The sequence below is a fragment of the Microbacterium gorillae genome (assembly GCF_050990725.1).
GTDB classification, from domain to species: Bacteria; Actinomycetota; Actinomycetes; order Actinomycetales; family Microbacteriaceae; genus Microbacterium; species Microbacterium gorillae_A.
Map to the genome: position 1 here is coordinate 3,294,678 of NZ_CP158844.1, position 25,352 is coordinate 3,320,029.

Here is a 25,352-nt window from a genome sequence, read left to right on the forward strand (position 1 = left end):
TCCAGAATTCAGTGTTGACACCATCGAAAGTAGCTTGGTAACGTTACCAACCACGAAGGAGGAAGCAATGGAGCTGTGCATCGACTTCGGCGGAACCGAGATCAAACTCGCCGTCACCGTCGACCACCGCGTGGTCGCGTCTCGTGCGGCAGCCGTCCGCAGCGGTGCGGAAGATCTGACGACCGCCGCGACCGAAGCACGTGCCCTCCTTGCGCGAACGGGTGCACGTCCGGATGCTGTCGGCATCGCCGTCCCCGGCGTGGTCGATCCGGCCACGGGACGGATGGTTCATGCCAACGCGAAGTACGACCACCTGCGCGATTTCGACCTGAGCGCCTGGTCGCGCCACGAGTTCGGCGTCGGGGCGGCCGTCGAGAACGACGCTCGCGCTGCCCTCATCGGTGAGACGACGACGGGAAGTGCCGCCGCCGACCGGGACGTCGTGCTCGTCACGCTCGGCACCGGCATTGGGACCGCCGCCATGATCGACGGCATTGCGCTCCGTGGCCAGAGCGGCCACGCCGGCATCCTCGGCGGGCACGTGACGGTGGACCTCAACGGTCCCGTCTGTCCCTGCGGGAACATCGGCTGCGCCGAGGCGTGCGCCAGCGCGTGGGTGCTGCGCGAGTCGACGGATCTCAGCATGAGGGACCTCTTCACCACCGCCCCCGATGACATCGACCGCGACCGCATCCGCAACCGATTCCTGCACGTGTGGGGCGCGACGGTCGTGACCCTCGTGCACGTGTATGACCCCGCGGTCGTGGTCCTGTCGGGCGGCGTCCTGCGCGCCGGGGACGCCGTGCGCGAGCCGCTCGAGGCGTACGTGCGCTCGCACGCCTGGCCGTCGATCAGGACCCCCCGCTTCGTCGTCCCGTCCGAACCAGAACTCTCGGTCGTCCGCGGCCTGAGCGTGCTGGCACGCTCGCGCGGCAACCGCCACACCCAGGAGGAACAGTGAGCACCCCGATCAGTGACATGCACGAAGGCCACACCGTGCGGGGCCGCTACGACACTCAGCCGACCGTTCCGCTGCCGCCGGGAGAGCGCATCCTGCGCGGCGCCGATGCCTGGCAGGCGGCGGCAGCGCTGGCCGAGGATCGCCACGTCGATCCTGTGCTGCTCGTCGACACCTACCCCGGCGTGGACCTGCGCGAGCTGACCGCACAGATCTCCACTGCCCTTCCCGAGTGGACGATCGTCGATGTCGAGTCCGCCGCTCGGCCACTCGCCGAGATCGAACAGCTCATCGCGCCTAACCTCACCGACGACCGGGTGTTCGGAGTCATGAGCCACTTCGTGCTCACCGACTTCTATGACTCCGCTCGACTCGAGGATCTGGCCGCCACCACCGGACCCCGCACCGTCGTCCTCGGGTGGGGGGCCACCCTCCTGCGCGAGCGCCTCGTCGCGCGGCCGGTAACGGTGCTGGTCGATCTGGCGCGGTGGGAGATCCAGCTGCGCCAGCGCGCCGGAGCCACCAACTGGCGCGCAGACAACGCCGGCGAAGACAATCTCCGCAAGTACAAGCGCGGGTTCTTCGTCGAGTGGCGCGTCGCGGATCGCCACAAGCGCACCCTCTTCGAATCGGTCGATTTCGTCCTCGACGGCAACGCGATCGCCCCGGCCGAACCGCACCCTGATTCTCCGGATGCCGGCATGATCACCGGTGACGCCTTCCGCGTGGCGCTGCAGAACGCGTCGAGCCGCCCCTTCCGTGTCGTGCCCTTCTTCGACCCCGGCGTCTGGGGCGGCCAGTGGATGAAGAGCCTCATCGGGCTCGATCCATCGAAGGCCAACTACGCCTGGTGCTTCGACTGCGTGCCCGAGGAGAACTCGCTGCTCCTGGAGGGCGAGGGCGGGGTGATCGAGCTTCCCGCACTCGACCTCGTCTTCAGCCGCCCGGTCGACCTGCTCGGCGCGAAGACATTCGCACGATTCGGCGCCGAGTTCCCCATCCGCTTCGACTTTCTCGACACGATGGACGGCGGCAACCTGAGCCTGCAGGTCCACCCGCTCACGGACTACATCCAGAACACCTTCGGCATGCACTACACGCAGGACGAGAGCTACTACCTGCTGGACGCCGGTGACGATGCGATGGTCTATCTCGGCACGAAGGAGGGCATCGATCGGGAGGAGATGCTGCGTGACCTCGCCGCCGCGCAGGACGGCGATCACCCGTTCCCGGCTGAGAAGTACGTCAACTCCTTCCCAGCGCGCAAGCACGACCACTTCGCCATCCCTGCGGGCACCGTGCACTGCTCAGGTGCGAACTCGATGGTGCTCGAGATCTCGGCCACGCCCTTCATCTTCACGTTCAAGCTCTGGGATTGGGGCCGTGTCGGCCTGGACGGCATCCCCCGCCCGGTGCATCTCGACCACGGGGCGCGCAACATCCAGTGGGATCGCGACACGTCATGGGTGACCGAGAACCTCGTGGGTCAGGTCGAGACGATCCACGCTGACGGCGAGGTGACCGAGGAGAGCACCGGCCTGCACGAGCTGGAGTTCATCGAGACTCGCAGGCACTGGTTCACCGAGGGCGCGAACCACGACACCGACGGCACCGTCAACGTCCTGAATCTGGTCGAGGGAGACGAGGCGCGTGTGGTCAGCCCGACCGCAGCCTTCGAACCCTTCACGGTGCACTATGCCGAGACCTTCATCGTGCCGGCCGCGGTCGGACCCTACCGGATCGAACGAACCGAGGACTCACGCAGCCCCCGGTTCGCCACGGTCAAGGCCTTTGTGCGCGGCTCGCGCATGAGTGACAACTGAACACGTAGTCCACACACCGGGAGTCTCCACACGGGGTCTCTTGCACCGCACCGATCACCTTGGTACCGTAAACCCACGCATGGTGGTAACGATACCAATCGAACAAGGGAGTTCTGTATGTTTTCGCGACGCAGATTCGCCGCCGCCATGGCCGGCGTGATTATCGGCGGACTGGCACTCGCCGGATGCTCGGGTGACTCCGGCTCCGGCTCTGGCACCGGATCATCCGGCGAGGTCACCGGCACGCTCGACTTCTACACCGACAAGGCGGCTTGGAAGCCGGACTTCGAGTCGCTCAACAGCACAAGCGGCGACGCCGTCGACATCACGCTGAAGACCACCGGATACTCGGACGCCAACCAGTACGACGCCTTCATCAAGCAGTCCTTCCGCACCTCGAAGTCGCCGGGACTGTTCACCTGGCACACTGGCGACTCACTGACCCAGCTGGTCGACGAGGGGCTGGTCGCCGAGACCACCGATATCTGGAAGAAGGCGATTGACGAGGGGTGGGTGAGCGAGGATCTCGCCAAGAGCTACACCTACGACGGCAAGCAGTACTGCGTGCCGATGAACATCGCCTACTGGATCATGTTCTACAACAAGGCGGCCTTCGCCGACAACGGCATCGAGGTGCCCACGACGTGGGATGAGCTGGATGCTGCGGCCACGAAGCTGAAGGCTGCCGGAGTCACCCCGTACTACCAGACCAGCACGCTGTTCACCTTCCAGTGGTTCCAGCACCTCGTCGCATCCACCGACCCCGACCTCTACGCCGGGCTCGCTGACGGTTCGGTGAAGTACACGGACCCCAAGATCGTCGATGTCATGAACGTCTGGCTGGACGAGCAGAAGAACGGCTGGTTCAGCGACCCGGGCAGCACGACGGATCCTGCCGTTGCGCTCAAGCAGGGCGACTTCGCGATGATCAACTTCGGCACGTTCTTCGCGGGCAACCTCGAAGGCGCCGGAATGACCACCGACGACTACGGCATGTTCGCGATCCCCGCCGTGAACGACAGCCTCAGCACCACCCCGGTGGCCGTCGAGTCGGGCCCGATCTGCGTGGCGGAGAACTCCTCGCAGCGCGACCTTGGACTGGCGTACTCCGAGTGGTGGATGTCGGCCGACGCACAGACCGCGTGGAACGCTGCGCACGGCGACGTCGCGTTCAACCCGAAGGCGACTGTCGCTGACCCCGCTCTCGCCGAGATCGGTGAGCAGATCGCGGGCGACGGGTACTCGCTGTACGACCGCTTCTTCGAGGCGATGCCCACCGAGATCGTGACAACCGCGATCGAGCAGTTCGGTGCCTTCAACGCGAACCCCGGCGACCCGCTTCCCTTCCTCGAGAAGATCCAGGCGACCGCCGACAAGTACTGGGCCGAGCAGAAGTAGCGCGGCGGATGGCGACCCAGAAAACGCCCTATCAGTGGTCCGCCCGGGGTTTCATCGCCCCGGGCGTGATCCTGGTGGCAGTGCTGCTCTACCTGCCGCTGCTGTGGACGGTGTTCCTGAGTTTCACCAGGTACAACGGTCTCGGCAGTCCGAAGTGGATCGGGCTCGACAACTATGTCGAGATGTTCACCGATGCCGACTTCGTCGGCTCGCTGCTCAACACCGTGCTGTGGGTGATCGGCACGCTGATCATCCCGGTCGGCATCGGCCTCGCGATCGCCCTGCTCACGTGGAACCTGGGCGGCGGCATCTGGCTGCGCCTCCCCTTCCTCATCCCCTACGCTCTCTCCGGGATCGGCGTGGGTGTGGTGTGGTCGTTCATCCTGTCGTCGGGTGGAGCGCTGGATCAGGCTCTCGCCGTCTTCGGGATCACCGATCCCCCACGCTGGCTGCTCGATGCCCCGCTCAACACGCTGGTCATGATCATCGCCTCGGCGTGGCAGGGAGTCGGTGTGAACGCGCTGCTGTTCACGATCGGTCTGCAGGCGGTTCCGAAGGAGCCCCTCGAGGCCGCGCGCATCGACGGAGCCAGCGGCGTGCGCCTCTTCGGCAGCATTCTGTGGCCGATGCTGCGTCCCCTGACCGCTGTGGTCGTCGGACTCTCGATCGTCGCGAGCCTGAAGACCTTCGACATCGTCTGGGGCATGACCAAGGGTGGACCGGGAACCGTCTCGGAGACCCTGGCTCTCACGATGTACAAGGACACCTTCGTGAACAGCGACTACGGCCTCGGCTCGGCGATCGCGGTGTTCCTCACGGTCATCACCCTCGTCGCGTCCGTGCTGTACCTGCGTCAGCAGCTCTCTCCGAAGAACGAGATGTGACATGTCGAAGATCATCCGCACTGTCGTCCTGATCGTCCTGGGCATCATCTGGCTGCTGCCCGCCTACCTCCTCGTGGTCAACGCCATGAAGGACCCCACCACCTTCACGTCGAAGACGTCGTGGGTCCCCACCGACTTCCACCTGTTCGAGAACTTCGCCGATGCCTTCGCGCTGTCCGGCCTGGGCGACAGCATCCTGAGCACCCTGATCTACTCGATCGTGTCGCCCACCATCGCCGTCCTGATCGGTGCGGCAGCAGGTTTCGCGATCGTGGCCCTGCGCATCAAGCGCGGGTTCCTCTGGTTCGTCGTGATCTTCGGCGGCACAGTGTTCCCGTTGCAGATGGTGTTGCTGCCGCTGTTCGACGCCTACTCACGCACCGGTATGTTCGATACGCGCGTGGGCATGGTGTTGATCTACACCGTCATCTCGGTGCCGTTCTCCGCGTTCGTGATGCGCAACTTCTTCACGGGCGTCGCGCACAACGTGTTCGAGGCTGCCGTGCTCGACGGTGCCACCACCTGGCGGATCTTCACGCGCCTGTATCTGCCGATGGCGTCGAGCGCGCTGGTCGCGATCTTCATCCTGCAGGCGACCTTCGTGTGGAACGACCTGCTGCTCGGACTGACGCTCAGCCAGTCCGATGACATCCGCCCGATCATCACCACGCTGTCGGGCATGCAGAGCACGTACGGCGGCGCGCAGCTGTCGGTCGTGCTTGCGGCGGCCGTGCTGGTTTCCCTGCCCACCGTCGTGCTGTTCCTGTGCACCCAGAGGTTCTTCGCCAAGGGTCTCGCCCTGGGTCAGTACTGACCATCGAAAGGCATCATGCTCCCCCTCACTCCGACCGTCGACGACCTCGCCGCCGACCCGGTCACCCATCACGACGACGACATGATCGCGCCTTCGGGACTCACGAACCTGCTCGGAACGGTGCGGGTCGATCACGACCTCACCGCCATCAGCGCCGTGCAGTTCCCTCCGGTGTCGCAGGGACTGACCCAGACGGCAGTGCTCTTCGTCGACGGGCGACTATTCGCGTCATACGGTGTGCCGGTGACGCACGAGTGGCGGCCCGACCGCGTGGTGCGGCGAGCGTCGGTGGCGGGCCTCGAGATCGAGACGACCACGGTGTGCGTACCCGGGCGGACGGCCGTCGCGATGCACATCGCGGTGCGCAATCCGGGCCCTTCGCAGCGGACGGTACGTCTCGGCCTGTCGGCGGCCGCACGGGTCACTCGATCACCCGATGCCTGGCTCGACGCGGAATCTCCCTCGTCCCGCAACGCGGCGACGGTCGAGGGCGAACGCCTGGTGTTCTCCGCGGCGGATGGCACTGCGTGGAGCGTGCAGGGGCTCATCGGAGGAGCGGCGGCGCTGAGTGGTGTGGCCGAGCTCCCCGATCAGTTCGAAACCGGAATCGGTGGCAACGGCCGTGGGGGCGAGCTGGCCATCGAGCTCGCGGTGCCGTCCGGCGGCACCGCGAGCACCGGCTACGTCCACGCGATCGGCACCACGGAGCAGGCTGCCGCCGATGTCTATGCGGCGGCCGCCGCAGATGTGTCGGCCGCAGTCACCTCCGCCGAGGAGTTCTGGAACCGGCAGCTCAGCGCGGCATTCGACCCTGACGACGCGGAGTTCTCGGGGTCACTCCCGGTCTTGGAGACGACCTCAGCGCCGCTGCGCCGTCTGTACTGGTGGGCGGTGCTGGGCGTCATCTGGTTCCGGCGCGACTTCGAGGGCAACGTGCTCGGTCGCTCCTATGACACCCTCATGCCCAACTACTGGGGCACCACGACGTTCATCTGGGACTACAGCCTCAGCTCGGTCAGCCATGCGCTGCTGGATCCCGCCGAGATGCGGCGGCAGGTGCGGCACTGGATCTCACTCGATATCCACTCTCACTTCGGGACATCGTCGCTCACCGGAGGCCCGGTCGGGCGGTGGTACTCGGTGAACGACTACGCGATGACCCGCCTTGTGCACGACTATGTGCGTTTTACGGGCGACACGAACTTCCTCAGGGAGTTGGTGGGTGATCAGAGCGTCGCAGAGTCGGTGCGACAGTGGGCTACGGCGTGGGAGACGCTGCGCCAGGGCACGGCACTGGCCGATTACGGGGAGATCGACAACCTGCTCGAGTGCGTCAGTTCCTACACCCACGAGGTGGCGAGCCTCAACGCGGCGAACGTGTGGAGCATGCGCGCTGCCGCCGATCTGCTCGACCTGCATGGCGATACCACCGCGAGCGCGGAGCTGCGGGCCCAGGCCGACGCACTGGTGCCGGAGGTCACGAGCCGCTACCTCCCTGGCACGGGCGTCTTCGCCGCCGGACAGCCCGACGGCACGCTGCTGCCGGTACGCCACTGCTACGACTTCAGCATCGTCGGCACCACGATCGCCGCCGACCTCGCTCCCGACGTGCGTGCCGAGATGGTGGATTTCTTCCGTCGAGAGCTGCAGACGGACAACTGGATGCGGGCGCTGTCACCCTGGGATCCGGACGCGAGCTACAGCGTGCGTCCCGACCATCAGTGGAACGGCGCGTACCCGGCGTGGCCCGCGGATGCGGGTCGAGCGCTCGCCGCGCTGGGTGCTCCGGACGTCCTGACCGACTGGATCGAGGGCTTGTCGCGTACCGCCAACCAAGGCCCGATGGGACAGGCGCATTTCGTGGACGAAGCCGTGCCGAGTATCAACGGCGGTGCCCGCAAGGCTCCGCCGCAGCTGCCGTACATCATCGACTGGGCCTGCTCGTCGTCGGGTGCCTGGATCGAGTTGGTGTTGGAGGGGCTGTTCGGTGTCGAGGTGACCGTCGACAGCGATGTGCGCGCTGCGGGATGCGTCAGCGCTCTCGATCCGCACGCGGTGCTTCACGGGCTTCGCGTTCATGACCGCGTGTACGACGTGCATGCCGATGGCCGCGTCGAGCGGACGTCCCCGACGCGGTGAGATCCGCGACAACACAACGGAAAAGACCACGAAGGAGTGATCGCATGAGAATCCGCACGATCGCGGCGACCATCGCCGCCGCCGCGCTCTGCGCAGGAACCGTGGGAGCGATTCCCGCCGCTGCCAGGCCTCCGTCGGGAGCGGACAGCGCGGGGGCGTGCCACCTGGTCGATCGCACACTGACGGCGACCGCATCCGTCAACCAGACGCTGACCTCGCAGTTCACGAGCTACGGCAACACCGGCGGCGCGTGGACGGGCGGTGACAGCACCTTCTCCCTGCCGCTGGACAAGGGTACGACGGGCTGGTTCTTCTCGGACTCGTTCCTCGGAACCGTGAACCCCGACGGCTCCCGCCCGCAGGACTCCCCCTTCGTCAACAACTCGGTCGTCGTGCAGAACCGTCATGGCGAGTTCACGACGATCACCGGAGGAACGGCCGACGAACCGGCAGGGATCATCCCGCCCGAAGCGGACGGACGCTGGTACTGGATCGGCGACCCCACTCCCGGCCCCGGTGACACCGTGCAGGTGCCGCTGCTGCAGTTCGCGCGCACCGGCGCTGGCCAGTGGGATTTCGCCTGGACCGCGAACCGACTCGCCACTCTCAACGGCGACACCCTGCAACTCGAGTCGATCGTCGACCGGCCGTCGGCCACCGGCATCAACTGGGGCTCGTGGACGCTCGAAGAGGGCGATACCACCTACATCTACGGCATCGCCGATCCCGGCGGCGTGCGCTCCGCGTACGTGGCCCGCGCGCACGGCGACGGCATCGGCGGTGATTGGACGTACTGGGACGGAACTGGCTGGTCGACACAGGAGACGAGCGCCGTCCCCGTGGTGCCGTACGTCGCCAACGAGTTCAGCGTTGCGTCGTATCGTGACGGGTACCTGCTCGTGACGCAGGACACGTCCGAGCTGTTCAGCACGCGCATCGTGGCGCGCACCTCGTGCTCGCCGATCGGTCCGTTCACGGAGCCGGTCGAGCTGTATCGAACCCCGGAGACGGGGCTGGTCGGCAGCTATGGCGATGCCGATGTGTTCACCTACAACGCGCACGAGCATCCGAACCTCCGCACCGGTAACCGCATCCTCGTGTCGTACAACGTCAACACCTTCGACAACGTGGGTGATGTCTTCGACGACGCGTCGATCTACCGTCCCCGGTTCATCGACGTCCAGCTCCGGGTGACGGGATGACGCGCGACATTGCCCGCCTGATCGGCTCCCCTCAGCCGCTCACCTGGGTGTTCACGGGCGATTCGATCACGCACGGCCTCATCCATACGCGGGGTGCGCGGAACTACGTCGATCACCTGCACGAGCTGATCCGGGGCGACCTCGGCCGCGTGCAGGACATCGTCATCAACACCGCGATCACCGGGTGGCGGGCCGATCTGGTGCTCGGCGATTTCGACCGTCGCGTGGCGAACTGGCGGCCCGATGTCGTCACGCTGATGATCGGCACGAATGACTGCACCACGGAGTGGTTGGACACCGTCATCGATCCCTCGACCTTCGAGGCATCTGTCGCCGCGTTCGTGCGCAGCGTGCGAGAGATCGATGCTGTCCCCGTGCTGCAGACGCCGCCGACCATCGACCTTCTGCGTGCGCCGGATCGGGAGCGGATCGGCGAGTTCGCGCAGCGCATCCGCGATGTCGCGGCCCGGGAAGACGTGGTGCTCGTCGACCAGCACGCGCGATTCACGGAGTTCTCGGCGGGCACGGGCCCCGGCAATGAGGGAATGCCGTGGGGACTGCTCGACGACGCCTTCCATCCGAACGCCGCCGGCCACGCGCTGCTCGCGCTGGAACTCGCGCTGGGCCTCGGACTCGACGCGCTCGTGCCGCGCTCGCCTGTGCTCATCGACCTCGCCGCCCGCGTCGTGGTGGCCGAGCATCCCGCGTGGCCGCCGGTGTGACGTGGGCGCTCTCGAACGTCAGGCGAGGCTCGCGAGCGCTCCGCGCACCTGCGCGAGCGCGTCGCGAATGGCGCGGGTCGGGGTCGCCTCATCGCTGTCCGACGCTGACCACTCCGTGAACCCGAGCCCGAACGCCAGCACGCCCAGTTGGGCCGCGACCCGAGCGGTCGCGAGATCGATCCCGCGTAGGACCAGCGCTTCGGAGATCGCCGCGGCGAGACCGGCGCTCTTGGCCGCATCCCGCGCCTGCAGCTCTTCACTCGCCGCGATCGCCGCCTTGAGGCGCGGCCCGAGCTCGCGGTTGAGCGGACCCATGGCGCTTGCGGCGTTGTCCAAGCCCGCGGCGACGAGGTCCAGCGCCGCCGCGCCGGCAGGCGCATCGGCGATGCCCTCGGCGAAGAGCCGGGACAGCGTCTCCTGGCCCGCTGCGAGCACATCGCGTTTGTCGGGAAAGTAGCGGAAGAAGGTGCTGCGAGCGACGCCCGCCCGCTCCACGATCTGCGCCACGGTCGTGTTGTCGTACCCCTGCTCGGTGAAGAGGTCGACTGCTGCGAGCACAAGCCTGTCTCGCGCGCCGGGATCCCATCGTGCCATGCCTCCAGTCTAGTGATGAGACTTTAGTCCGATAAGTGGTACGGTGATGGGACTAACGTCTCATCACTAGGAGTATCCATGAACGTATTCGTGACCGGCGGTACCGGCTTGGTCGGATCAGCCGTCGTCTCGGAACTCGTCGCGCACGGCCATGCCGTCACAGCCCTCGCCCGTTCTGACGCGTCGGTCCGCGCCGCCGAGGCGGCGGGCGCGACGGCCGTTCGAGGCGATCTTGCGGACCTCGATCTGCTTCGTCGCGAGGCGGACCATGCCGAGGGCGTGATCCACCTCGCTTTCCGCAACGACTTCAGCAGTCAGCAGGCTCTCGCCGAAGCCGTGGCCGAGGAGGCGGCAGCACTCGACGCACTGGGGACGACTCTCGTAGGCACCGACCGACCCCTCGTCACGGTCGCGGGAACCCCGCTCGTCCCCGGCCGCGCGTCGCAGGAAACCGATCCGCTCAACGTCGAGGGCCCAACCGGTGGGCGCGCCCTGGCGGTCAACGCCGTCCTCGATCTTGCCTCGCGAGGCGTGCGCAGCTCCGCGATCCGCCTCCCCCGCACGGTGCACCGTGACGGCACCGGTGGTTTCGCCGGCATCCTCACCGAGGCCGCCCGTCGCGCCGGCGCCGCGACCTACCCCGGCGACGGCATGCAGCGCTGGCCCGCGGTGCACGCACTCGACGCCGCCGTCCTCTTCCGCCTCGCTCTCGAGAATGCTCCGGCCGGCACGTCGTGGCATGCGGTCGCGGACGAGGGAGATGCCGTCGCGGATATCGCAGCCGTCATCGGCCGCCGCCTCGGCGTTCCGGTGGCGTCCCAGCCGATCGAGACATTCGGCCCCCTCGGCCCGATCTTCGCGGCCGATCAGCCGTCGTCCTCCGCCATCACCCGCGCAGAGCTCGGCTGGACTCCGACCCACCCCTCGCTCCTCGAGGATCTCGAGCTCGTCCAGCCCTGAGACGCCACGGAAATGCACACACCCCTGCTCGCAGACCGCGAGTGGGGGTGTGATGTGCTAGTGAGCCAGGCCGGACCCCAATCGCATGCACTGAGGTGCGTCGAGTGACCGAAAGCCCTGTTAGAACACAGGACGCGGTGCTCCAGCCGGCCTGGGAACACGGGCGGTTCGGCGTTACTTGAAGCAGGGACAGGATCGACTAGACGGAGCCGAACACCACTATCCCCTCACCAGATAGACCGCACTCACACGCCGCACGACAGCAGCGAAAGCGTCGTCTCGACCTTCAGACGGTTTGGGGGACACGCCGTGCGACTGTATCGGAGAAGACGACATGGCGCATGCTTCCTGGGGCATCGCCTCAACACGTACTCAACTCATCGAAATGCCTCGGCCCCGCCCGTTGCCACTTCAATCCAGTATCTTCGATACATGTCAGACGATGAGAGCCCAGCCTCCGCCGCCGCGGAGCCTACTGTCGAGGACGCCGGCGCGAACGGTTCATCCTCACGGAAGAAGCGTACCGTCCGGCCGTTTCCGGCCACATCCTTCAAAGAGGCTCTGTTTCTTGCGCAGGCGATACAGAAGCACGGTGCTGGCCAGCGCACTCGCCGGCTAACGTTGTTCGAGGCACTGGATCGCTCTCCCGACAGCGGTCCAACGCGGAAACTGATCACCAGCAGCGTTCAGTATGGAATCACCACCGGTGGATATTCCGCGGAGTGGCTTGACCTGACCCCCACTGGGAAAATCGCTTCGAATCCAACTGCACCCGATCGTGCACGACTGGAAGCAAGCCTTGACCTCGCGATCATCAAGATCGCGCCGTTCAAAGCAATATATGATAAATACTCCGGCAGTAGGCTCCCCACCGCCGAGGTTCTTCGCGATTCGGCTCGCGAGTCAGGTGTCGATGAGAGTTTCGTCGCAGAGTGCGTGGAGACCTTCCTGGCCAATTCTCGAGAACTCGGTCTAATCAGGAACATCGGCGGCTCGGAACACCTCGTAACCGTCGACGCCGCGATTGATGCGCTTAGCGATGCCGAGCCCGGAGACCGAGATTCCGAGAGCGGTGAAGAGTACCAGCAAGCGGAGCTATCTCAACTTGCAACCCCGCCGTCAAGGGTCACGCGAAAGCAGCCATCGACTGACGGCCTCGAAGACGTGTGCTTTGTCATATCTCCGATTGGCAGTTCCGACTCGGAGGAAAGAAAGCACGCCGACCTGATGCTCTCGGCCTTGTTCGAGCCAGCACTAGCGGAACTCGGGCTCCGCGCAATTAGGGCAGATGGAATCAGCAAGCCAGGACTGATCACGGGGCAAGTGATGGACCACGTGGCGCGCGCTGCTCTCGTGATCGCGGACCTCAGCTTTGGCAACCCAAATGTCTACTATGAGCTAGCGCTCAGACACGCCACGCGAAAGCCGATCGTCCAGATCATCCGCACATCCGACAAGCTCCCTTTCGACGTGGGCCAGTACCGAACCGTCCACATTGACATGACTGACATCTACACGCTCGTTCCTCAGATTGACCTGCATCGCCAAGAGATCACCAGGCAATGTCGCGCTGCTCTCGAAGAAGGCGCTACCTCGGAGAGCCCGCTGTCCCAGTTCTACCCACAGTTCTGGGAGCAGGTCAGCACGAAGTAGAGCTCGGTCGGTCCACACGTCTTTCCGAGGACGCACGTAGCCTTCGATGCGCTTTTCTACCGGACTTGCTTCTTACTGCCACCCCTCGTGCAAGTCGAGGTCGGCCGCCTGACAACGCTTGTCAGACCATCAGGCACCGACTCGCCCCTCATTCAGTCGCCGCGTGATAAGCGTCTCGGAGACGCCAAGCGCGGCCGCGAACCAGCACCGGATTAGAACTATCCCCTCGCGCGCCCGCGTCCAGGCTTCTCGTCCATCCGTCAGATCATTGTCGGCGTGTTTGACTCCTTTGTAGGCCTCATTGAAGGCCTTGCACCAGGCGTCACGGCTGCCGCCGTCACCGACAACAGCGCCAGGTTCGTATCCTAGGAAGTCGAATATGTTCTTGAGCAGCGTTTCGTACGTTCCCGAGACTCTCTTGGCGGGATTGGCTTTCTCAGCGATCGCGTAGCCCAATGCTTCGAGCGCCACCGCAACCTGGAGAAGCTGCGACTCGACGGGGAGCGTGCGATGGAAGAGGGCACTCATGGCGATCCAGGTAAGTCGAGACCAGTACGAGTACTCAGATAGCCACTTCGCAACAAGATCCACGTTGGCCTCATCAAGGAAGAAAAGCGGCCTGTCATCGTCGGTCAACTGTTGGTCAGGATCAACGGCCCGACCGAAAGACGGTTGGTATGCGTCCCTCCAGTGGCGACGTTCATCCGTCGGCGGCAACTCCTGGTCATCTTCCCTCATCACCGAGATCAGCCGCGATCCACAAGGCTTGCCATATACAAGGCACATGAGGTCTTGTATCATTCGATGGGTCTGCTGGTGTGTCTGCCAGCTTTCAAGCTCAGAGCTACGAGTGCGCACCAGCAGGGCCGTTGAGATTGTGAAGACTCCGCCCTTCGGCGTGGGGCTGTGACGATACGAAGTTTCCAGTCGCAGATCGAGCGGGCCTCCCAGCGGCAAGGAATCCAAGTTCTTCGCCACAACCGAGACTCCCTCGATACCTCTCCCCTCCTCACCCAGCGTCAATTGCGTTGTCACCGGAACCCGCTTCGCCCACTTCGCCAATCCGTCGATCTCCGAGGTCATCCCATTGACCCCTGCATAATCGACCCCGTGTGCTCCAGTATGGATCGCGCGACTGTAGCGGAGGCGCTCTAGCGAGTGCCCGAGAGACGAAGCAGACGCACCCACGGTATAGCCATCAGTAAGAGTGACCCATCCATTGCCATCCCGCAGAATAAGCGGTTCTGGAATTTGCCGACCGTCGTCATTGAGTTGGAAAGCGTCGACGAAACTCAGAGCTCGCGGCCAGCTCAAGAGCACGCCCCCGGCGTCAAACTCCGCAACAACTACTTCGTCGGAACCTTCACCGCCCGACCGCGTGTGTGCGATCCTAACAACGCCGGGTTCCAGCTTCGTCACCACGTGTCCCACCGCCGATCTTCCCTTGGATGCCGTCCTGCAGGCACAGCGCGGCTACGAGAACTATTCTCTCCGATGCCGGGGCCACCATCATGACCTTCATGGGACCGCTGTGAAGTCGTGTCCTATCTGTAAGACGCAAGCAGGTTGCCTGCGCATTCTGGCTCCTCGTGGGCTGCCGGCAGCGCTACAAGACCATCGACCGCCGCTGGAAGCGCCTGTCAAACCAGACCTTCGCGACCAGTATCGAGATCGACGGCAAGGAACACACGAAGCTCCGCCTCGCGGAGCCATTGGCTACCGCATCAAGCAATAACACCTACCTCAGGGTGTCTGGGTGCACGACATTGGTCACGGGTAGTGCGTCTCTGGCGAGTTGTGACATAGTTCAGCGTCGGAGGCGTGTCGAAGAACAGTGTGATTGTGCTCAGGATCGTCGCGGGCGAGCTGACGATCACGCAGGCTGCTGTGTGATGCGGAGCATCCCGCCGTCATCTCCACCGTCTCCTCGACCGCTACCTGCACGGTGCCGGATTGATCACTCCGCAACCCCCACGAACGCCCCCGCTCGTCGTACATCCGCTTCCAAGCCGCGCATCCGAACGAGACTTGGCAGTCCGGCTTCACCCACTGGCGACTCGCGGACGGCACCAAGGCCGACATCCTTAACTGGCTCGACGATCACGCCCTCTTCCTGCTGTCATCCACCGCTCACAGGCCGGTGACCGGCGACGACGTCGTCACCGGGAGCAAGCCCGCATCGACACTTACGGGTCGCCGGCGTCCACCTCGCCAATGACGGTCGTGTCCCCACCGCCCGCCATGGCGGCGGACGCACCGCCTTCGAATACACCCTCGCCGCTCTGAATATCACCCAGAAGAACGGCGCTCCGAACTACCTGCAGATCCAGGGGAAGGTCGAACGCTTCCACCAGACCCTGAAACTCTGGCTCATCGCCCGGCCTCGAACCACCACGGCCACCGGACTACAAACCCAGCGCGATGCCTTCCGTAAGCAGTACAACCAGCGCCGGCCACACGGCACCCTAGACGACCGAACACCAGCACACGCCTATGCTGCGACCCCGAAAGTCGGCCCCGCAGGCAGCAGCGCCGACAGTGTGATCCACCTGAACGCCCGCGAGATTCTCGCGACCAACGCCTTTGACCCCACACGGACCTACTGACGCAACAACGAGAAGGAGCCCGGCCGCTGGCCTGGCTCCTTCTGACTGACGTATCTCACGACTCATCCGAGACCTATGTCCCGACTCATCACACGGTGGACCTAAGGGGATTCGAACCCCTGACCTCCTCGATGCGAACGAGGCGCGCTACCAACTGCGCCATAGGCCCGTGAACGAATTCAGCCTAGCACGCTCGCGAGGGTGATCCCGACCGACCAGAATCGAACCATGACCTCCACGCTGTTCCCTCCCGTCCGTCTGCTCCGCAACGTCCGCCCCTGGGGTCGGGAGGCGTCCGACATCAAGATCGACGAGACCGGCGTCATCGTCGAGATCACGCCGACCGTGGCTCAGGACTACGCGACGGGCACGGTCGACGGACGCGGTCTGCTGGCGATCCCAGGTCTCATCAACGCGCACGCTCACGTCGACAAGTCCTGGTGGGGGCACCCGTGGCAGTCGTACGGCGGGGAGCAGAGCACCGAGGGCCGCATCCGCCACGAGCGGGAACGCCGCGGCGAGCTGGGCATCCCCAGCACCGACATCACCCGTACGGTGCTGGACCAGTCGGTACGGACGGGCACCACGGCGTTCCGCACGCACGTGGACGTGGATCTCGGCCTCGGCTTGGACGGCATCAGCATCATCCGGGACGCGTTCGCGCAGTTCGATGGGGCGCTCGGGCTGCAGATCGTCGCGTTCCCGCAGGATGGCGTGTTGCGTCGGCCGGGCGTCATCGACCTGCTCGCTCAGGCTGCAGCGTCGGGCGTCGAGTTCATCGGCGGACTCGACCCCGCCGCCATCGACCGGGATCCGGTCGGCCAGCTCGACGCGCTGTTCGACATCGCCGCCGAGCACGGGTGCGGCATCGACATCCACCTGCACGACGGCGGTGAGCTCGGAGCCTTCGAACTGGAGCTGATTGCGGAGCGCACCGAACGGTACGGCTTCCAGGGCCGCGTCAACATCGCGCACGGTTTCGCCATCGTGCAGATTCCGGAGAGCCGGCGACGCGACCTCCTCCAGACGTTCGGACAGCTCGACGTGACCTGGACCACTGTCGCACCGCTGCGCCTCCCCCAGCTGCCGCTGCAGGAGTTCGCCGATGCCGGAGTCGATTTCGCCTTCGGCACCGACGGCATCCGCGACCTCTGGAGTCCCTACGGCACCGGCGATCTGCTCGGCATCGCATGGCAGTACGGCCGCGCCGGCGGAGTGGTGCGCGATGCAGACCTGCTGCGGGTGGTGGAGCTCGCGACCTCCCGCGCCGCGCGCTTCGTCGGACGCGAGGTGCACGACTTGGTGGTCGGCTCACGTGCCGACATCGTGCTTCTCGACGCGGAGAACCCGATGGACGCTCTCGTGCGCACACCGCCGCGCGAGGTCGTCATCGGCGGCGGTCGCCTCCTCCACGCCTGAGACGCACGACGAGCCGACCTCTCACTCACGACCGACGTCACGAGGGCGCCTTCGCAAGGAGTCAGGCGTATCGGTTCAGCCGGCTGCGCGGCGGGCGAGGAGCGTGCGCACGTGCGCCTCGATCTCCTCGTCGCTGACCACGCCCATGCTCGCGTACGGCGATGCGGCAGCAGGACGTTGCGGGGCCGCGGGACGAACCGGACGAATCGGCACGGGCGCAGCCTCGGCGGCCCGCTGGCGTGCCGCCTCTTCCATCGCAGCGCGGCGCAGCGCCTCACGAGCGTCCCGTGCGTCCTGCGCTGCGGCGGCAGACGTCCCCGTCACCGTGCCGAGCGGACGGGGCAGCACGCGCGGCTCCCACTCCGGCACTCGCTCGACGATCGGAACCACGACGGCCGGACGGGACACAGCCACAGGCGCCGACTCGACAACCACCTCTGCCGACGACCGCACCACCGTGCGACGCGCGACACGGTTCATCCGCTGCAGCACCGAGACGCCGATCGCCACGGCCACAACACCGCCCGCGATCACCAGGCCGCCGAAGCCCGCACCCGCTGAAACGACAAGCTGCCACACTCCCGCGGCGAGAGCCCCCAGCCCGGCGACCGTCAGAATCGTGGCGACAAGACGCGTGATTCGCCGCGCACGAGCACGACGCTCCGCCGACGCACGCCGCTCCGCGACGAGCCGCTCACGCTCTGCGATGAGCTCGGCCCGCTGACGTTCTTTCTCGATCCGCGCCTGCTCGGCAGCGACGCGGTCGCGCTCCTTCTGCACCAGGGCCTCGGCCCGCTGCTGCTCACGAACCGCCTCCGCAGCGGCGCGAACACGGTCACGCTCGGTTCGGACGCGCTCAGCTTCCAGAGCTCGCGCCAGGCGAGCCTGTTCGTGCGCGGTCCGCGCGTTGAGTTCCAGCTGCAGCTCTTCCGGGTTCTCCGCCGTCTCGGCCAGCACCCGCAGAGCCTGATTCAGTCGGACGGCATTGCGCTCGGTCGCATTGAACCGGCTGCGCGACTGCCACACGGGCACGAGGTACACCAGCCAGAGGACGAGCGCGATCGCCAGGATCACGCCGCCGCCGAGTACCGTTCCGCCCATGCGTCCACGATATGGGAGCCGGACAAGGCTCCCCGTGATGTGTTGGGCGTGTCGGACTAGGCGGGACCGATCCGATCCGCTGCCGGAACGGTGGCCGCGTCCGGTGGGACGGCGCCGAGGAGATAGCGATTCAACACACCGCGCGGCACATCCTCCGTGGTCAGCGCGTAGGCATAGTGGTCACGCCAGTCGCCGTCGATGTGGATGTACCGACGGCGAAGGCCCTCATAACGAAAGCCCAGTTTCTCCACGACGCGCCGGGACGGATGATTCTCGGGCCTGATGCAGATCTCCATCCGGTGCAGCCGCAGCTGTGTGAACGCGATATCGGTCGCCAGAGCCACACCGATCGTCGTGATCCCGCGCCCCGCGAACCGCTCCGACACCCAGTACCCGATCGTCGCGGATGCCAGCGAGCCACGAGCAACGCCCCAGATGTTCAGCTGACCGGCGATCTCACCGTCGTACTCCATGACGAACGGCACGCCGGCTCCCTCCCGATACTGCTGGAGGAGCCGACGCACACCGCTTCGCATGTCGAAAGACACCGGACCGCCGGGAAGGGTCGCCTCCCAGGGGCTCAGCCACGAGCGATTCGACAGGAGCTCGTGCTGCAGGGTTCGTGCATCCCGCGGCTTCACCAGCCGCAGCGACACGGATCCGTGCCTGCTCGCGATCTGCGGTTCCACGGGAGCGACGGTGCCGGACTCAGAGGGTCTCGGCGAAGTCCTTCAGCCAGTCGCGCAGCTCCGGGCCGAGGTCAGGGCGCGCGACCGCGAGCTGGACGATGGCCTGGATGTAGTCGATCTTGGCACCCGTGTCGTAGCGACGGCCACGGAAGACCACACCGAACACGCCGTTTCCGTTCGGGTCCGCTGCCTGCTCCTGAAGTGCGTCGGTCAGCTGGATCTCGCCGCCCTTGCCCGGCTCCGTGTGCTCCAGCACATCGAAGATGTCCGGACCGAGCACGTAGCGGCCGATGACGGCGAGGTTGGAGGGAGCGTCCTCGGCGGAGGGCTTCTCCACCATGCCGGTGATGCGGACGACACCCTCATCATCGGTCTCCTCCACGGCGGCGACGCCGTAGAGGTGGATGTGCTCGCGCGGCACCTCCATCAGCGCGACGACCGCCGCGCCGCGCTTCGCGTGCTGCTCGATCATCTGCGGCAGCAGCGGGTCACGCTCGTCGATGAGGTCATCGCCCAGCATGACCGCGAATGAGGACTCACCCACGTGCGCCTTCGCACGCAGCACCGCGTGTCCGAGGCCCTTGGGCTCACCCTGACGCACGAAGTGGATGTCGGCGAGATCGCTGGAAGCAAGAACCTGCTGCAGCTTCTTGTCGTCGCCCTTCTCCACGAGCTTGCTTTCCAGCTCCGGGACGGCGTCGAAGTGGTCGGAGATCGCGTTCTTGTTGCGCCCGATGATCACCAGCACGTCATCGATTCCGGCGTTGACCGCCTCCTCCACCACGTACTGGATAGCGGGCTTGTCGACGACCGGAAGCATTTCCTTCGGCATCGCCTTGGTGGCGGGAAGGAAGCGCGTTCCAAGACCGGCGGCAGGGATGACCGCCTTCATACGAGACTGAGACATTCAACCACTCTAAAGGATGGGCCGCCGTGCGCCGTAGAATCGGGGTATGGCGAGACATATCGCGGATGAGAAGCAGGCCCTGCGCGCAGACATCCGCACGCGGCGACAGTCGCTGTCGGAATCCCAGCGCGATCAGGCCACGGCCACGATCGCCGAGCGTCTGGACGAGCTGATCGAGCGCACCGGCGCCCGCACCGTCTCCTGCTACCTCTCCTCAACAGCCGAGCCCGGCACCCGCACTTTCATCAACGATGCGATGGATCGCGGGATCCGCGTGCTGCTGCCCGTCACGCGGGCGGACGGCCTCCTCGACTGGACGGTCGCGACACCCGATGGCGGCGAGTACGAGGGACTCTTCGGCCTGTCTGAGCCCGAGGGCGAGCTGCTCGGTCCGATGGCGGTCGACGATGCAGACCTCATGATCGTGCCCGCGGCCGCGGTCGGCACCGATGGCACGCGGCTCGGCTGGGGACGCGGCTACTTCGACAAGACCCTCGGCTCGATGCAGAAGTGCCCGCCGGTGTACGCCGTCGTGTACGACAACGAGGTGCTCGACGCGGTTCCTCGCGAGCCGCACGATCAACCCGTCACCGGCATCGTCACTCCCACGCGCATCATCACCCTCACCTCCAGCGCCCGCTGATCCTCTCGCGGCGCGACTCACGAAAGAACGCTCACCTATGCCCACCTACGCCTATGCCTGCACGCAGTGCGGCCACCGTTTCGATGCCGTTCAGTCTTTCAGCGACGACGCCCTCACCGCCTGCCCCGAGTGCGGCGGACAGCTGCGCAAGCAGTACGGCTCCATCGGGGTGACGTTCAATGGCGGCGGCTTCTATCGCACCGACTCCCGCGCGTCCTCTGGTGGCGGCGAAAGCACTGCGACATCATCGAAGGCTGAGACGGGTTCGTCTTCCGCTACGACCTCCGCGTAGCGGTCTCGCACGGTGATTGGGTAGGGGAAAGAACATGATCAAGGGATTCCGGCAGTTCATTCTGCAGGGAAATGTCATCGATCTCGCGGTGGCGGTCGTCATCGGCGCCGCGTTCGGCGCGATCGTCACGAAGCTGGTCGAGGGGATCATCAACCCCCTGATCGCTTTCTTCTTCTCGGTCAAGAGCCTGGATGCCCTGACGCTGGAAGTTGCGAACTTCCAGGGCGGCACCACCATCTTCGGCATCGGATCGGTGATCGGCGCGATCATCAACTTCCTCGCCGTGGCGCTGGTCGTCTACGTCTGCCTCGTGCTGCCGATGAACAAGTGGAAGGAGCGCCAGGCCGCGAAGGCCGGCACTTCCGTCGAGGAGGAGATCGCGCTTCCCAGCGAGCAGGAGCTGCTCTCCGAGATCCGCGATCTGCTCGCGAAGGATCGCGCTTAGTCGCACCCCTCAGAAAGGCGTCGATCCCCCGGGTCGGCGCCTTTCTCTTGCTCAGTAGTGCGGCGGGACGTCCTGACGCAGCCGCGCATCGTTCGGCCCTTCACCCTGTCGAACGGGAGCCACGGTCTCGTCGTCCGTCACCTCCGGCTCGGCGAACGTGCCAGGCGCGGCCGTCAGCTTCGCGCGCCGGGAGCCGACCCGCACGACGCGCTGCCGCGGGTTCGCCGGGTCACTCGCCATCGCTGGGCTGCAGATCGATCGGCTGCGTCTCGTCGCCGCGAGCAGGCGCAGGCTCCACGCCGAGCAGCACGGCGATGCGCTGCGCCACTCCAGCGGGATCGCTGTACAGGTCGAACGCGTGCACGCGCACGTAGTGCCAGCCGAGTTTGCGTAGCGCCTGCGGACGCAGCCGCACGCTCTCGCGCAGCGACTGGTCGGCGACATCCGGGTCGCTCTCCACCACCACGGCCTTGCCGCCGTGACGCGCGACAAGCGGCAGAATTCCGCGATAGTTCAGCTCGACATCCGCACCGAGTTCGCGCAGCTCCCGTGCGAGTCCCCGAGTGAGCACATCGACGTCCTCTTCCGGATACACCGCGGCGGCACGCTCGTCGACGCCGGCCAGAATGCCCATCAGGGTCGCGGCGCCGTGCTCCAATCGCCCGTCGTCGAAGGCGGAGGGCTGGATGCAGGAGACGATCACCATGGATCGGCGTGCCCGTGTCATTCCGACGGTCAGCAGTCGTTCACCATCGGGCGTCGAGAGATCGCCGAAGTCGCTCAGCACGCGACCGTGCTTGGTGAGGCCGAAGCCGAGCGAGAAGATCACGCGGTCACGGCTTTCCGCCACCGACTCCTCGAGGGTCAGCACCGCGAACGGCTCCCCCGCATCGCGCGAGACGAAGTCGGCAACGTCGGATCGACCCGCGAATGCCGCAGCGACGGAACGACGAACGCGCTCCGCGTGGCGACGGCTGGCGGTGACGACCATCAGCGACTCACGCGGGCGCTTCACCGCGTGCTGGACCACGAGAGCCACGACACGAGACACCTCGGCATCCGTGCTCTCCACCGCTCCGGAGTCGGGATCGGGGGCACCGTAGCCGCCCTCCACGTAGTCGACGCTGAGACTGCCGCGACCGAGATAGGACCCCGCCCACGGCAGCGAGACGATCTCTCCGCCGTAGAACGCGTCGTTCACGAGCTCGGCGAGATCCTCACCACCGGCGCGGTAGCTGCGGGTCAGCGTCTCCACCGGGACCACTTCGGCCAGGCGCTCGAACACGCTCGTCGTGTCGAACGGGTCTTCGCTCTCCCACTCGCCGTCATCGGAGGTGGCGATGCGGAACGGCGTCGGCGCCTGGGTCGCGGGGTCGCCGAGGGCGACGATCTGGTGGGCGCGCCGGATCGCTGGCGCGGCTTCCGCGAGGTTGATCGCGCCGGCATCGGCGATGATCGCCACGTCGAAGCGGACGTCGTCACCCAGCGACGGGACCTCGTAGGGCGAGGCGATCCAGACCGGCGCGACGATGTCGGCGAGGTGCGGGGCCACACGCACCAGCTCGCCCGGGCTCGGCGTCCCGCGCGTCAGTGTGTGCTTGAGACCGATCGCCTCGTCAGGATGATCCACGATGCCGATGCGCCAGTCGGTTGCCAGCCGCGCGGCCAGCAGCGGACCCGATGCGGCGTTGTGCGCTTCGTCGACGAGACGGAAATCGCGCTCCAGACGGTCGACGATCGACGTATTCGCGCCGAGGAGCCTGCGGTCATTCTGCAGCAGGTGCTCCAGCACGGACTGCCACCAGGTGAACTCGAGCTCGTCGCTCACCCGTTCCTCGTCGACGTGGCGGACCGACAGCTCCTCGAGCAGCGGCTCCAGGCCCAGGCGGGCGAGTTCGGTGCGCAGGCTCGCGCGCTCGACGAGGTTGTCGAAGTACTTGGACTCGGCAGCAAGTCCCGCCAGCGTCCGCACCAGCTGCGCTACGGGCATCGCCGACAGCCGTGCGGTGCCCGCGCGCCCCAGCACGGTGTCGAGGGAGGCCAGATCGGCGTGGACCCGCTGCCAAGCCACGGTGACGTCGTGCAGTCCGACGGGAACCTCGGGAACCGCACCCTGTTCCACATAGCGCTGCCACTGCGTACGCTGCTGCTGGATGCGCTGCAGGCCCGCGTGCATATCGGCAACATGCACGCCGGGGCGAACCAGATCCCGCGAGAGGTTCTTCAGCCGACGACGGTTGGCGTTGCTCATCTCGGCCGTGCTGCGGCGCGGGCCGTGGGCGTCGATCATCTCGCCCAGCGGGCGCTCGAACGCGGTGGGGAGGAACTTGTCGAGAGATTCGCCGATCCCCTGCAGGAGGCGAAGGTACTCCCCCAGCTCATCCACCGTGAGGAACGGCCGCATGCGCGTCTGCGCGATCAGCTCGTAGCCGCGCTCCAACAGGCTGGACACGTCGCTCTTGTGCAGGCGCGCAGCGAGAGCGTGCGCGTCGGTGGCGGATGCCGTCGTGCTAAAGGTCACGCCGTACCAGGGCGAGTCATCCGGCCCGAAACGGAACTCACCCAGTCGCGCGGCAAGAGTCAGCTTCTCCGCCGCTTCCCGACGCCCACTGGCGAGTGCCTGCAGGGCACGGGTGTCCAGGCGCGCGGCGGTGTTCGGTGCGGTGGGCTTCTGGGCCAGCGCGGACAGCGCGCGGGTGGCGTCCAGCGCGGAGACACCGAAGACGGGGTGCGGCGCAGACAGCGCAGCGCGATAGTCCGTGAGGATCGCCCGCAGGCGCACCAGCGCCTCGTCCACGTCCGCGACCTGCGGCTGCTCGGCTTTCTCGTTGCGGCCGATGGCGCGGATCAGATCCTTGCGCACGGCGGCCGGGGCGATGGCCAGCGCATCCAGGCCGACGCCGGCCAGGCGATGACGGATGCCGTCAAGCGTGGACCGGCGTGCGCTCACGACGAGCACCCGCTTGCCGGAGTCCACGAGCGAGCCCACGGCGTTGATGATCGTCTGCGTGCCGCCGGTGCCCGGGAGGGTCGTGATGGCCAGCGACTGCCCGGCCATGATGCGAGCGAGCACGCGCTCCTGCTCGGAATCCGCGTCGAGGAGGAGGGTGTCGGCAGCGGGTGCTCGCGTGTCGGGGTTGGTCGGCACCACGTCGCCGCGCGCCGCGCGCAGACGCGCACGATCATCCTGGTGACCACCGAGCGCGTTGAGCACGGGATGATCCAGTGACCCGTCACGCGACATCGCGCTCGCAACATCGGCGAACACGGACACCACGAGGCGCGGGTGCACGGAGAACGTGTCGATGCGGGCGGTGGCGCGGCGGAGGTGATCGATCACCGGCTGCGGCTTGAACACGCCGCCGTCATAGGCGAGCGCGGCCAGCCGCGGCCCGTCGATCGTGATACCGAAGTGCTCCTGCGCTGCTCGCACGAGTTCCGGGTTGATCTGGAAATTGCCGTGCAGCTTCAGCTCGAAGTCGTGCTGGTGTCGCCGAATGGCGAGCGGTCGCAGCAGTACCGGGGCGGTGTATCCGACGCCGCCGATACGCCACGAGGCGAGACCGACGGCAAGGTGCACCGGATCCAGGCCCCGCACCGCGCGCAGTTCCAGGTTCTTCGTCGTGATGCGCTCCGCGGCGATGCGGGCCGTGCGCAGCGCCACCTCATCGCGGAACAGGCCGGAAAGCAGCGTGGAGCGACCGGTGATGAACTGCGGAAGGCTGCCCGGGTGCGCCTTCGTGATCTCGATTCCTGCTTCGGGGATGTCGTGATAGCGCAGCAGCGGGGAGGGACCGCCGAGATCTGCCGCCTGACGGACGATGGCCTCTCGCGTGGGCTGAGCGGCGTGGGTCACATGCACACCGGGCGCGAGCGAGTCGATGTCGCCCGGGACGATCGGTTTCACCGTCGCGCCCGCACGCTCGTCGTCTTCGGTGTTGTCGTGCCGCACACGACCAGACTAGGTCGACAGCCCGCGGATTCGCCGTATTCCGCGCCGCACGCACCCGATCCCTCACCTTCTCCTCCCCCGTGCCGATAACGCAGCGAGTTGTTCGAGTCAGCCGAACGGGCGCACTTCACGGCTCGAGCGACGAAGATGA

The 25,352-nt window shown here is 66.3% G+C and carries 22 protein-coding genes and 1 tRNA gene; 15 read left to right on the top strand and 8 right to left on the bottom strand.

The features are described 5' to 3' along the window. Nucleotides 1–67 precede the first annotated feature (67 nt). From ABTV68_RS15230 to ABTV68_RS15265, 8 genes are all read left to right on the top strand, one after another. The gene (locus ABTV68_RS15230; RefSeq protein ID WP_433674552.1) at nt 68–961 is read left to right on the top strand and encodes an ROK family protein; all 894 of its coding nucleotides are present in this window, start codon (nt 68–70) and stop codon (nt 959–961) included. Then, entirely contained in the window at nt 958–2,781 is a 1,824-nt protein-coding gene (locus ABTV68_RS15235; protein ID WP_433674553.1) for a class I mannose-6-phosphate isomerase, read from the top strand. The genes ABTV68_RS15230 and ABTV68_RS15235 overlap by 4 nt, the downstream gene beginning before the upstream one ends. A gap of 147 nt (nt 2,782–2,928) precedes the next feature. Beyond that, nucleotides 2,929–4,179, top strand: a complete 1,251-nt coding sequence (locus tag ABTV68_RS15240; protein ID WP_433674554.1) for an ABC transporter substrate-binding protein — start codon at nt 2,929–2,931, stop codon at nt 4,177–4,179. Nucleotides 4,180–4,187: 8 nt separating this feature from the next. After that, nucleotides 4,188–5,063 carry a carbohydrate ABC transporter permease gene (locus ABTV68_RS15245; protein ID WP_433674555.1) on the top strand — a complete coding sequence of 292 codons (876 nt, stop codon included), beginning with the start codon at nt 4,188–4,190 and terminating at the stop codon, nt 5,061–5,063. 1 nt (nt 5,064) lies between these two features. Further along, nucleotides 5,065–5,877: a carbohydrate ABC transporter permease gene (locus ABTV68_RS15250; protein ID WP_433674556.1), complete on the top strand. Its 813-nt coding sequence runs from the start codon at nt 5,065–5,067 to the stop codon at nt 5,875–5,877. A gap of 15 nt (nt 5,878–5,892) precedes the next feature. Continuing rightward, entirely contained in the window at nt 5,893–8,016 is a 2,124-nt protein-coding gene (locus ABTV68_RS15255; RefSeq protein ID WP_433674557.1) for a hypothetical protein, read from the top strand. Nucleotides 8,017–8,060: 44 nt separating this feature from the next. Further along, entirely contained in the window at nt 8,061–9,218 is a 1,158-nt protein-coding gene (locus ABTV68_RS15260; RefSeq protein ID WP_433674558.1) for a DUF4185 domain-containing protein, read from the top strand. Continuing rightward, nucleotides 9,215–9,940, top strand: a complete 726-nt coding sequence (locus ABTV68_RS15265; protein WP_433674559.1) for an SGNH/GDSL hydrolase family protein — start codon at nt 9,215–9,217, stop codon at nt 9,938–9,940. Before ABTV68_RS15260 ends, ABTV68_RS15265 begins: the two co-directional genes overlap by 4 nt. Nucleotides 9,941–9,958: 18 nt before the next feature. Here ABTV68_RS15265 and ABTV68_RS15270 read toward each other — a convergent pair whose 3' ends face one another. Then, entirely contained in the window at nt 9,959–10,534 is a 576-nt protein-coding gene (locus tag ABTV68_RS15270) for a TetR family transcriptional regulator (RefSeq protein WP_433674560.1), read from the bottom strand. 78 nt (nt 10,535–10,612) lie between these two features. Between ABTV68_RS15270 and ABTV68_RS15275 the strand changes: the two genes are divergently transcribed. Together ABTV68_RS15275 and ABTV68_RS15280 are read left to right on the top strand one after the other, a co-directional pair. Continuing rightward, nucleotides 10,613–11,494, top strand: a complete 882-nt coding sequence (locus tag ABTV68_RS15275; RefSeq protein WP_433674561.1) for an SDR family oxidoreductase — start codon at nt 10,613–10,615, stop codon at nt 11,492–11,494. A 432-nt stretch (nt 11,495–11,926) separates the two neighbouring features. Beyond that, nucleotides 11,927–13,147, top strand: a complete 1,221-nt coding sequence (locus tag ABTV68_RS15280) for a hypothetical protein (protein ID WP_433674562.1) — start codon at nt 11,927–11,929, stop codon at nt 13,145–13,147. Nucleotides 13,148–13,276: 129 nt separating this feature from the next. Here ABTV68_RS15280 and ABTV68_RS15285 read toward each other — a convergent pair whose 3' ends face one another. Then, entirely contained in the window at nt 13,277–14,578 is a 1,302-nt protein-coding gene (locus ABTV68_RS15285; protein WP_433674563.1) for a HEPN domain-containing protein, read from the bottom strand. 893 nt (nt 14,579–15,471) lie between these two features. Here ABTV68_RS15285 and ABTV68_RS15290 point away from each other — a divergent pair. After that, a complete protein-coding gene (locus ABTV68_RS15290; protein ID WP_433677625.1) occupies nt 15,472–15,753 on the top strand; it encodes an integrase core domain-containing protein in 282 nt (93 codons plus the stop codon). A gap of 96 nt (nt 15,754–15,849) precedes the next feature. Here ABTV68_RS15290 and ABTV68_RS15295 read toward each other — a convergent pair. Beyond that, nucleotides 15,850–15,922 (bottom strand) — tRNA-Ala (locus ABTV68_RS15295). A gap of 59 nt (nt 15,923–15,981) precedes the next feature. Between ABTV68_RS15295 and ABTV68_RS15300 the strand changes: the two genes are divergently transcribed. Next, on the top strand, nt 15,982–17,172 hold the full coding sequence (locus tag ABTV68_RS15300; protein WP_433674564.1) for an amidohydrolase family protein: 1,191 nt from the start codon (nt 15,982–15,984) through the stop codon (nt 17,170–17,172). A 75-nt stretch (nt 17,173–17,247) separates the two neighbouring features. On the opposite strand, the gene ABTV68_RS15305 is transcribed toward ABTV68_RS15300, so the two are convergent. The 3 genes from ABTV68_RS15305 to galU are packed head-to-tail and all read right to left on the bottom strand — an operon-like array spanning nt 17,248 to nt 19,869. After that, complete coding sequence (locus tag ABTV68_RS15305) at nt 17,248–18,273, bottom strand: large exoprotein (RefSeq protein ID WP_433674565.1); 1,026 nt, start codon at nt 18,271–18,273, stop codon at nt 17,248–17,250. Between the two features lie 56 nt (nt 18,274–18,329). After that, nucleotides 18,330–18,962: a GNAT family N-acetyltransferase gene (locus ABTV68_RS15310; protein ID WP_433674566.1), complete on the bottom strand. Its 633-nt coding sequence runs from the start codon at nt 18,960–18,962 to the stop codon at nt 18,330–18,332. Nucleotides 18,963–18,981: 19 nt separating this feature from the next. Beyond that, complete coding sequence (gene galU / locus ABTV68_RS15315) at nt 18,982–19,869, bottom strand: UTP--glucose-1-phosphate uridylyltransferase GalU (RefSeq protein WP_433674567.1); 888 nt, start codon at nt 19,867–19,869, stop codon at nt 18,982–18,984. 46 nt (nt 19,870–19,915) lie between these two features. On the opposite strand from galU, the gene ABTV68_RS15320 reads away from it, so the two are divergent. Genes ABTV68_RS15320 through mscL form a run of 3 tightly spaced genes read left to right on the top strand, consistent with a single transcriptional unit; the run spans nt 19,916 to nt 21,249 of the window. Beyond that, nucleotides 19,916–20,512 carry a 5-formyltetrahydrofolate cyclo-ligase gene (locus tag ABTV68_RS15320; RefSeq protein WP_433674568.1) on the top strand — a complete coding sequence of 199 codons (597 nt, stop codon included), beginning with the start codon at nt 19,916–19,918 and terminating at the stop codon, nt 20,510–20,512. 37 nt (nt 20,513–20,549) lie between these two features. After that, nucleotides 20,550–20,804, top strand: a complete 255-nt coding sequence (locus tag ABTV68_RS15325; RefSeq protein ID WP_433674569.1) for an FmdB family zinc ribbon protein — start codon at nt 20,550–20,552, stop codon at nt 20,802–20,804. 34 nt (nt 20,805–20,838) lie between these two features. Beyond that, nucleotides 20,839–21,249, top strand: a complete 411-nt coding sequence (gene mscL / locus ABTV68_RS15330; protein WP_433674570.1) for a large conductance mechanosensitive channel protein MscL — start codon at nt 20,839–20,841, stop codon at nt 21,247–21,249. Between the two features lie 51 nt (nt 21,250–21,300). Here mscL and ABTV68_RS15335 read toward each other — a convergent pair whose 3' ends face one another. After that, the gene (locus tag ABTV68_RS15335) at nt 21,301–21,489 is read right to left on the bottom strand and encodes a hypothetical protein (protein ID WP_433674571.1); all 189 of its coding nucleotides are present in this window, start codon (nt 21,487–21,489) and stop codon (nt 21,301–21,303) included. Continuing rightward, the gene (locus ABTV68_RS15340) at nt 21,479–25,201 is read right to left on the bottom strand and encodes an AAA family ATPase (protein ID WP_433674572.1); all 3,723 of its coding nucleotides are present in this window, start codon (nt 25,199–25,201) and stop codon (nt 21,479–21,481) included. The genes ABTV68_RS15335 and ABTV68_RS15340 overlap by 11 nt, the downstream gene beginning before the upstream one ends. Between the last annotated feature and the right edge of the window lie 151 nt (nt 25,202–25,352).

Bases quoted from the DNA above. Each gene is read 5' to 3' on its own strand.
- mscL (WP_433674570.1), top strand. From the start codon at position 20,839: ATGATCAAGGGATTCCGGCAGTTCATTCTGCAGGGAAATGTCATCGAT.
- ABTV68_RS15325 (WP_433674569.1), top strand. From the start codon at position 20,550: ATGCCCACCTACGCCTATGCCTGCACGCAGTGCGGCCACCGTTTCGAT.
- ABTV68_RS15245 (WP_433674555.1), top strand. From the start codon at position 4,188: ATGGCGACCCAGAAAACGCCCTATCAGTGGTCCGCCCGGGGTTTCATC.
- ABTV68_RS15250 (WP_433674556.1), top strand. From the start codon at position 5,065: ATGTCGAAGATCATCCGCACTGTCGTCCTGATCGTCCTGGGCATCATC.
- ABTV68_RS15300 (WP_433674564.1), top strand. From the start codon at position 15,982: ATGACCTCCACGCTGTTCCCTCCCGTCCGTCTGCTCCGCAACGTCCGC.
- ABTV68_RS15320 (WP_433674568.1), top strand. From the start codon at position 19,916: ATGGCGAGACATATCGCGGATGAGAAGCAGGCCCTGCGCGCAGACATC.
- ABTV68_RS15275 (WP_433674561.1), top strand. From the start codon at position 10,613: ATGAACGTATTCGTGACCGGCGGTACCGGCTTGGTCGGATCAGCCGTC.
- ABTV68_RS15240 (WP_433674554.1), top strand. From the start codon at position 2,929: ATGGCCGGCGTGATTATCGGCGGACTGGCACTCGCCGGATGCTCGGGT.
- ABTV68_RS15270 (WP_433674560.1), bottom strand. From the start codon at position 10,534: ATGGCACGATGGGATCCCGGCGCGCGAGACAGGCTTGTGCTCGCAGCA.
- ABTV68_RS15280 (WP_433674562.1), top strand. From the start codon at position 11,927: ATGTCAGACGATGAGAGCCCAGCCTCCGCCGCCGCGGAGCCTACTGTC.
- galU (WP_433674567.1), bottom strand. From the start codon at position 19,869: ATGTCTCAGTCTCGTATGAAGGCGGTCATCCCTGCCGCCGGTCTTGGA.
- ABTV68_RS15255 (WP_433674557.1), top strand. From the start codon at position 5,893: ATGCTCCCCCTCACTCCGACCGTCGACGACCTCGCCGCCGACCCGGTC.
- ABTV68_RS15230 (WP_433674552.1), top strand. From the start codon at position 68: ATGGAGCTGTGCATCGACTTCGGCGGAACCGAGATCAAACTCGCCGTC.
- ABTV68_RS15335 (WP_433674571.1), bottom strand. From the start codon at position 21,489: ATGGCGAGTGACCCGGCGAACCCGCGGCAGCGCGTCGTGCGGGTCGGC.
- ABTV68_RS15260 (WP_433674558.1), top strand. From the start codon at position 8,061: ATGAGAATCCGCACGATCGCGGCGACCATCGCCGCCGCCGCGCTCTGC.
- ABTV68_RS15265 (WP_433674559.1), top strand. From the start codon at position 9,215: ATGACGCGCGACATTGCCCGCCTGATCGGCTCCCCTCAGCCGCTCACC.
- ABTV68_RS15305 (WP_433674565.1), bottom strand. From the start codon at position 18,273: ATGGGCGGAACGGTACTCGGCGGCGGCGTGATCCTGGCGATCGCGCTC.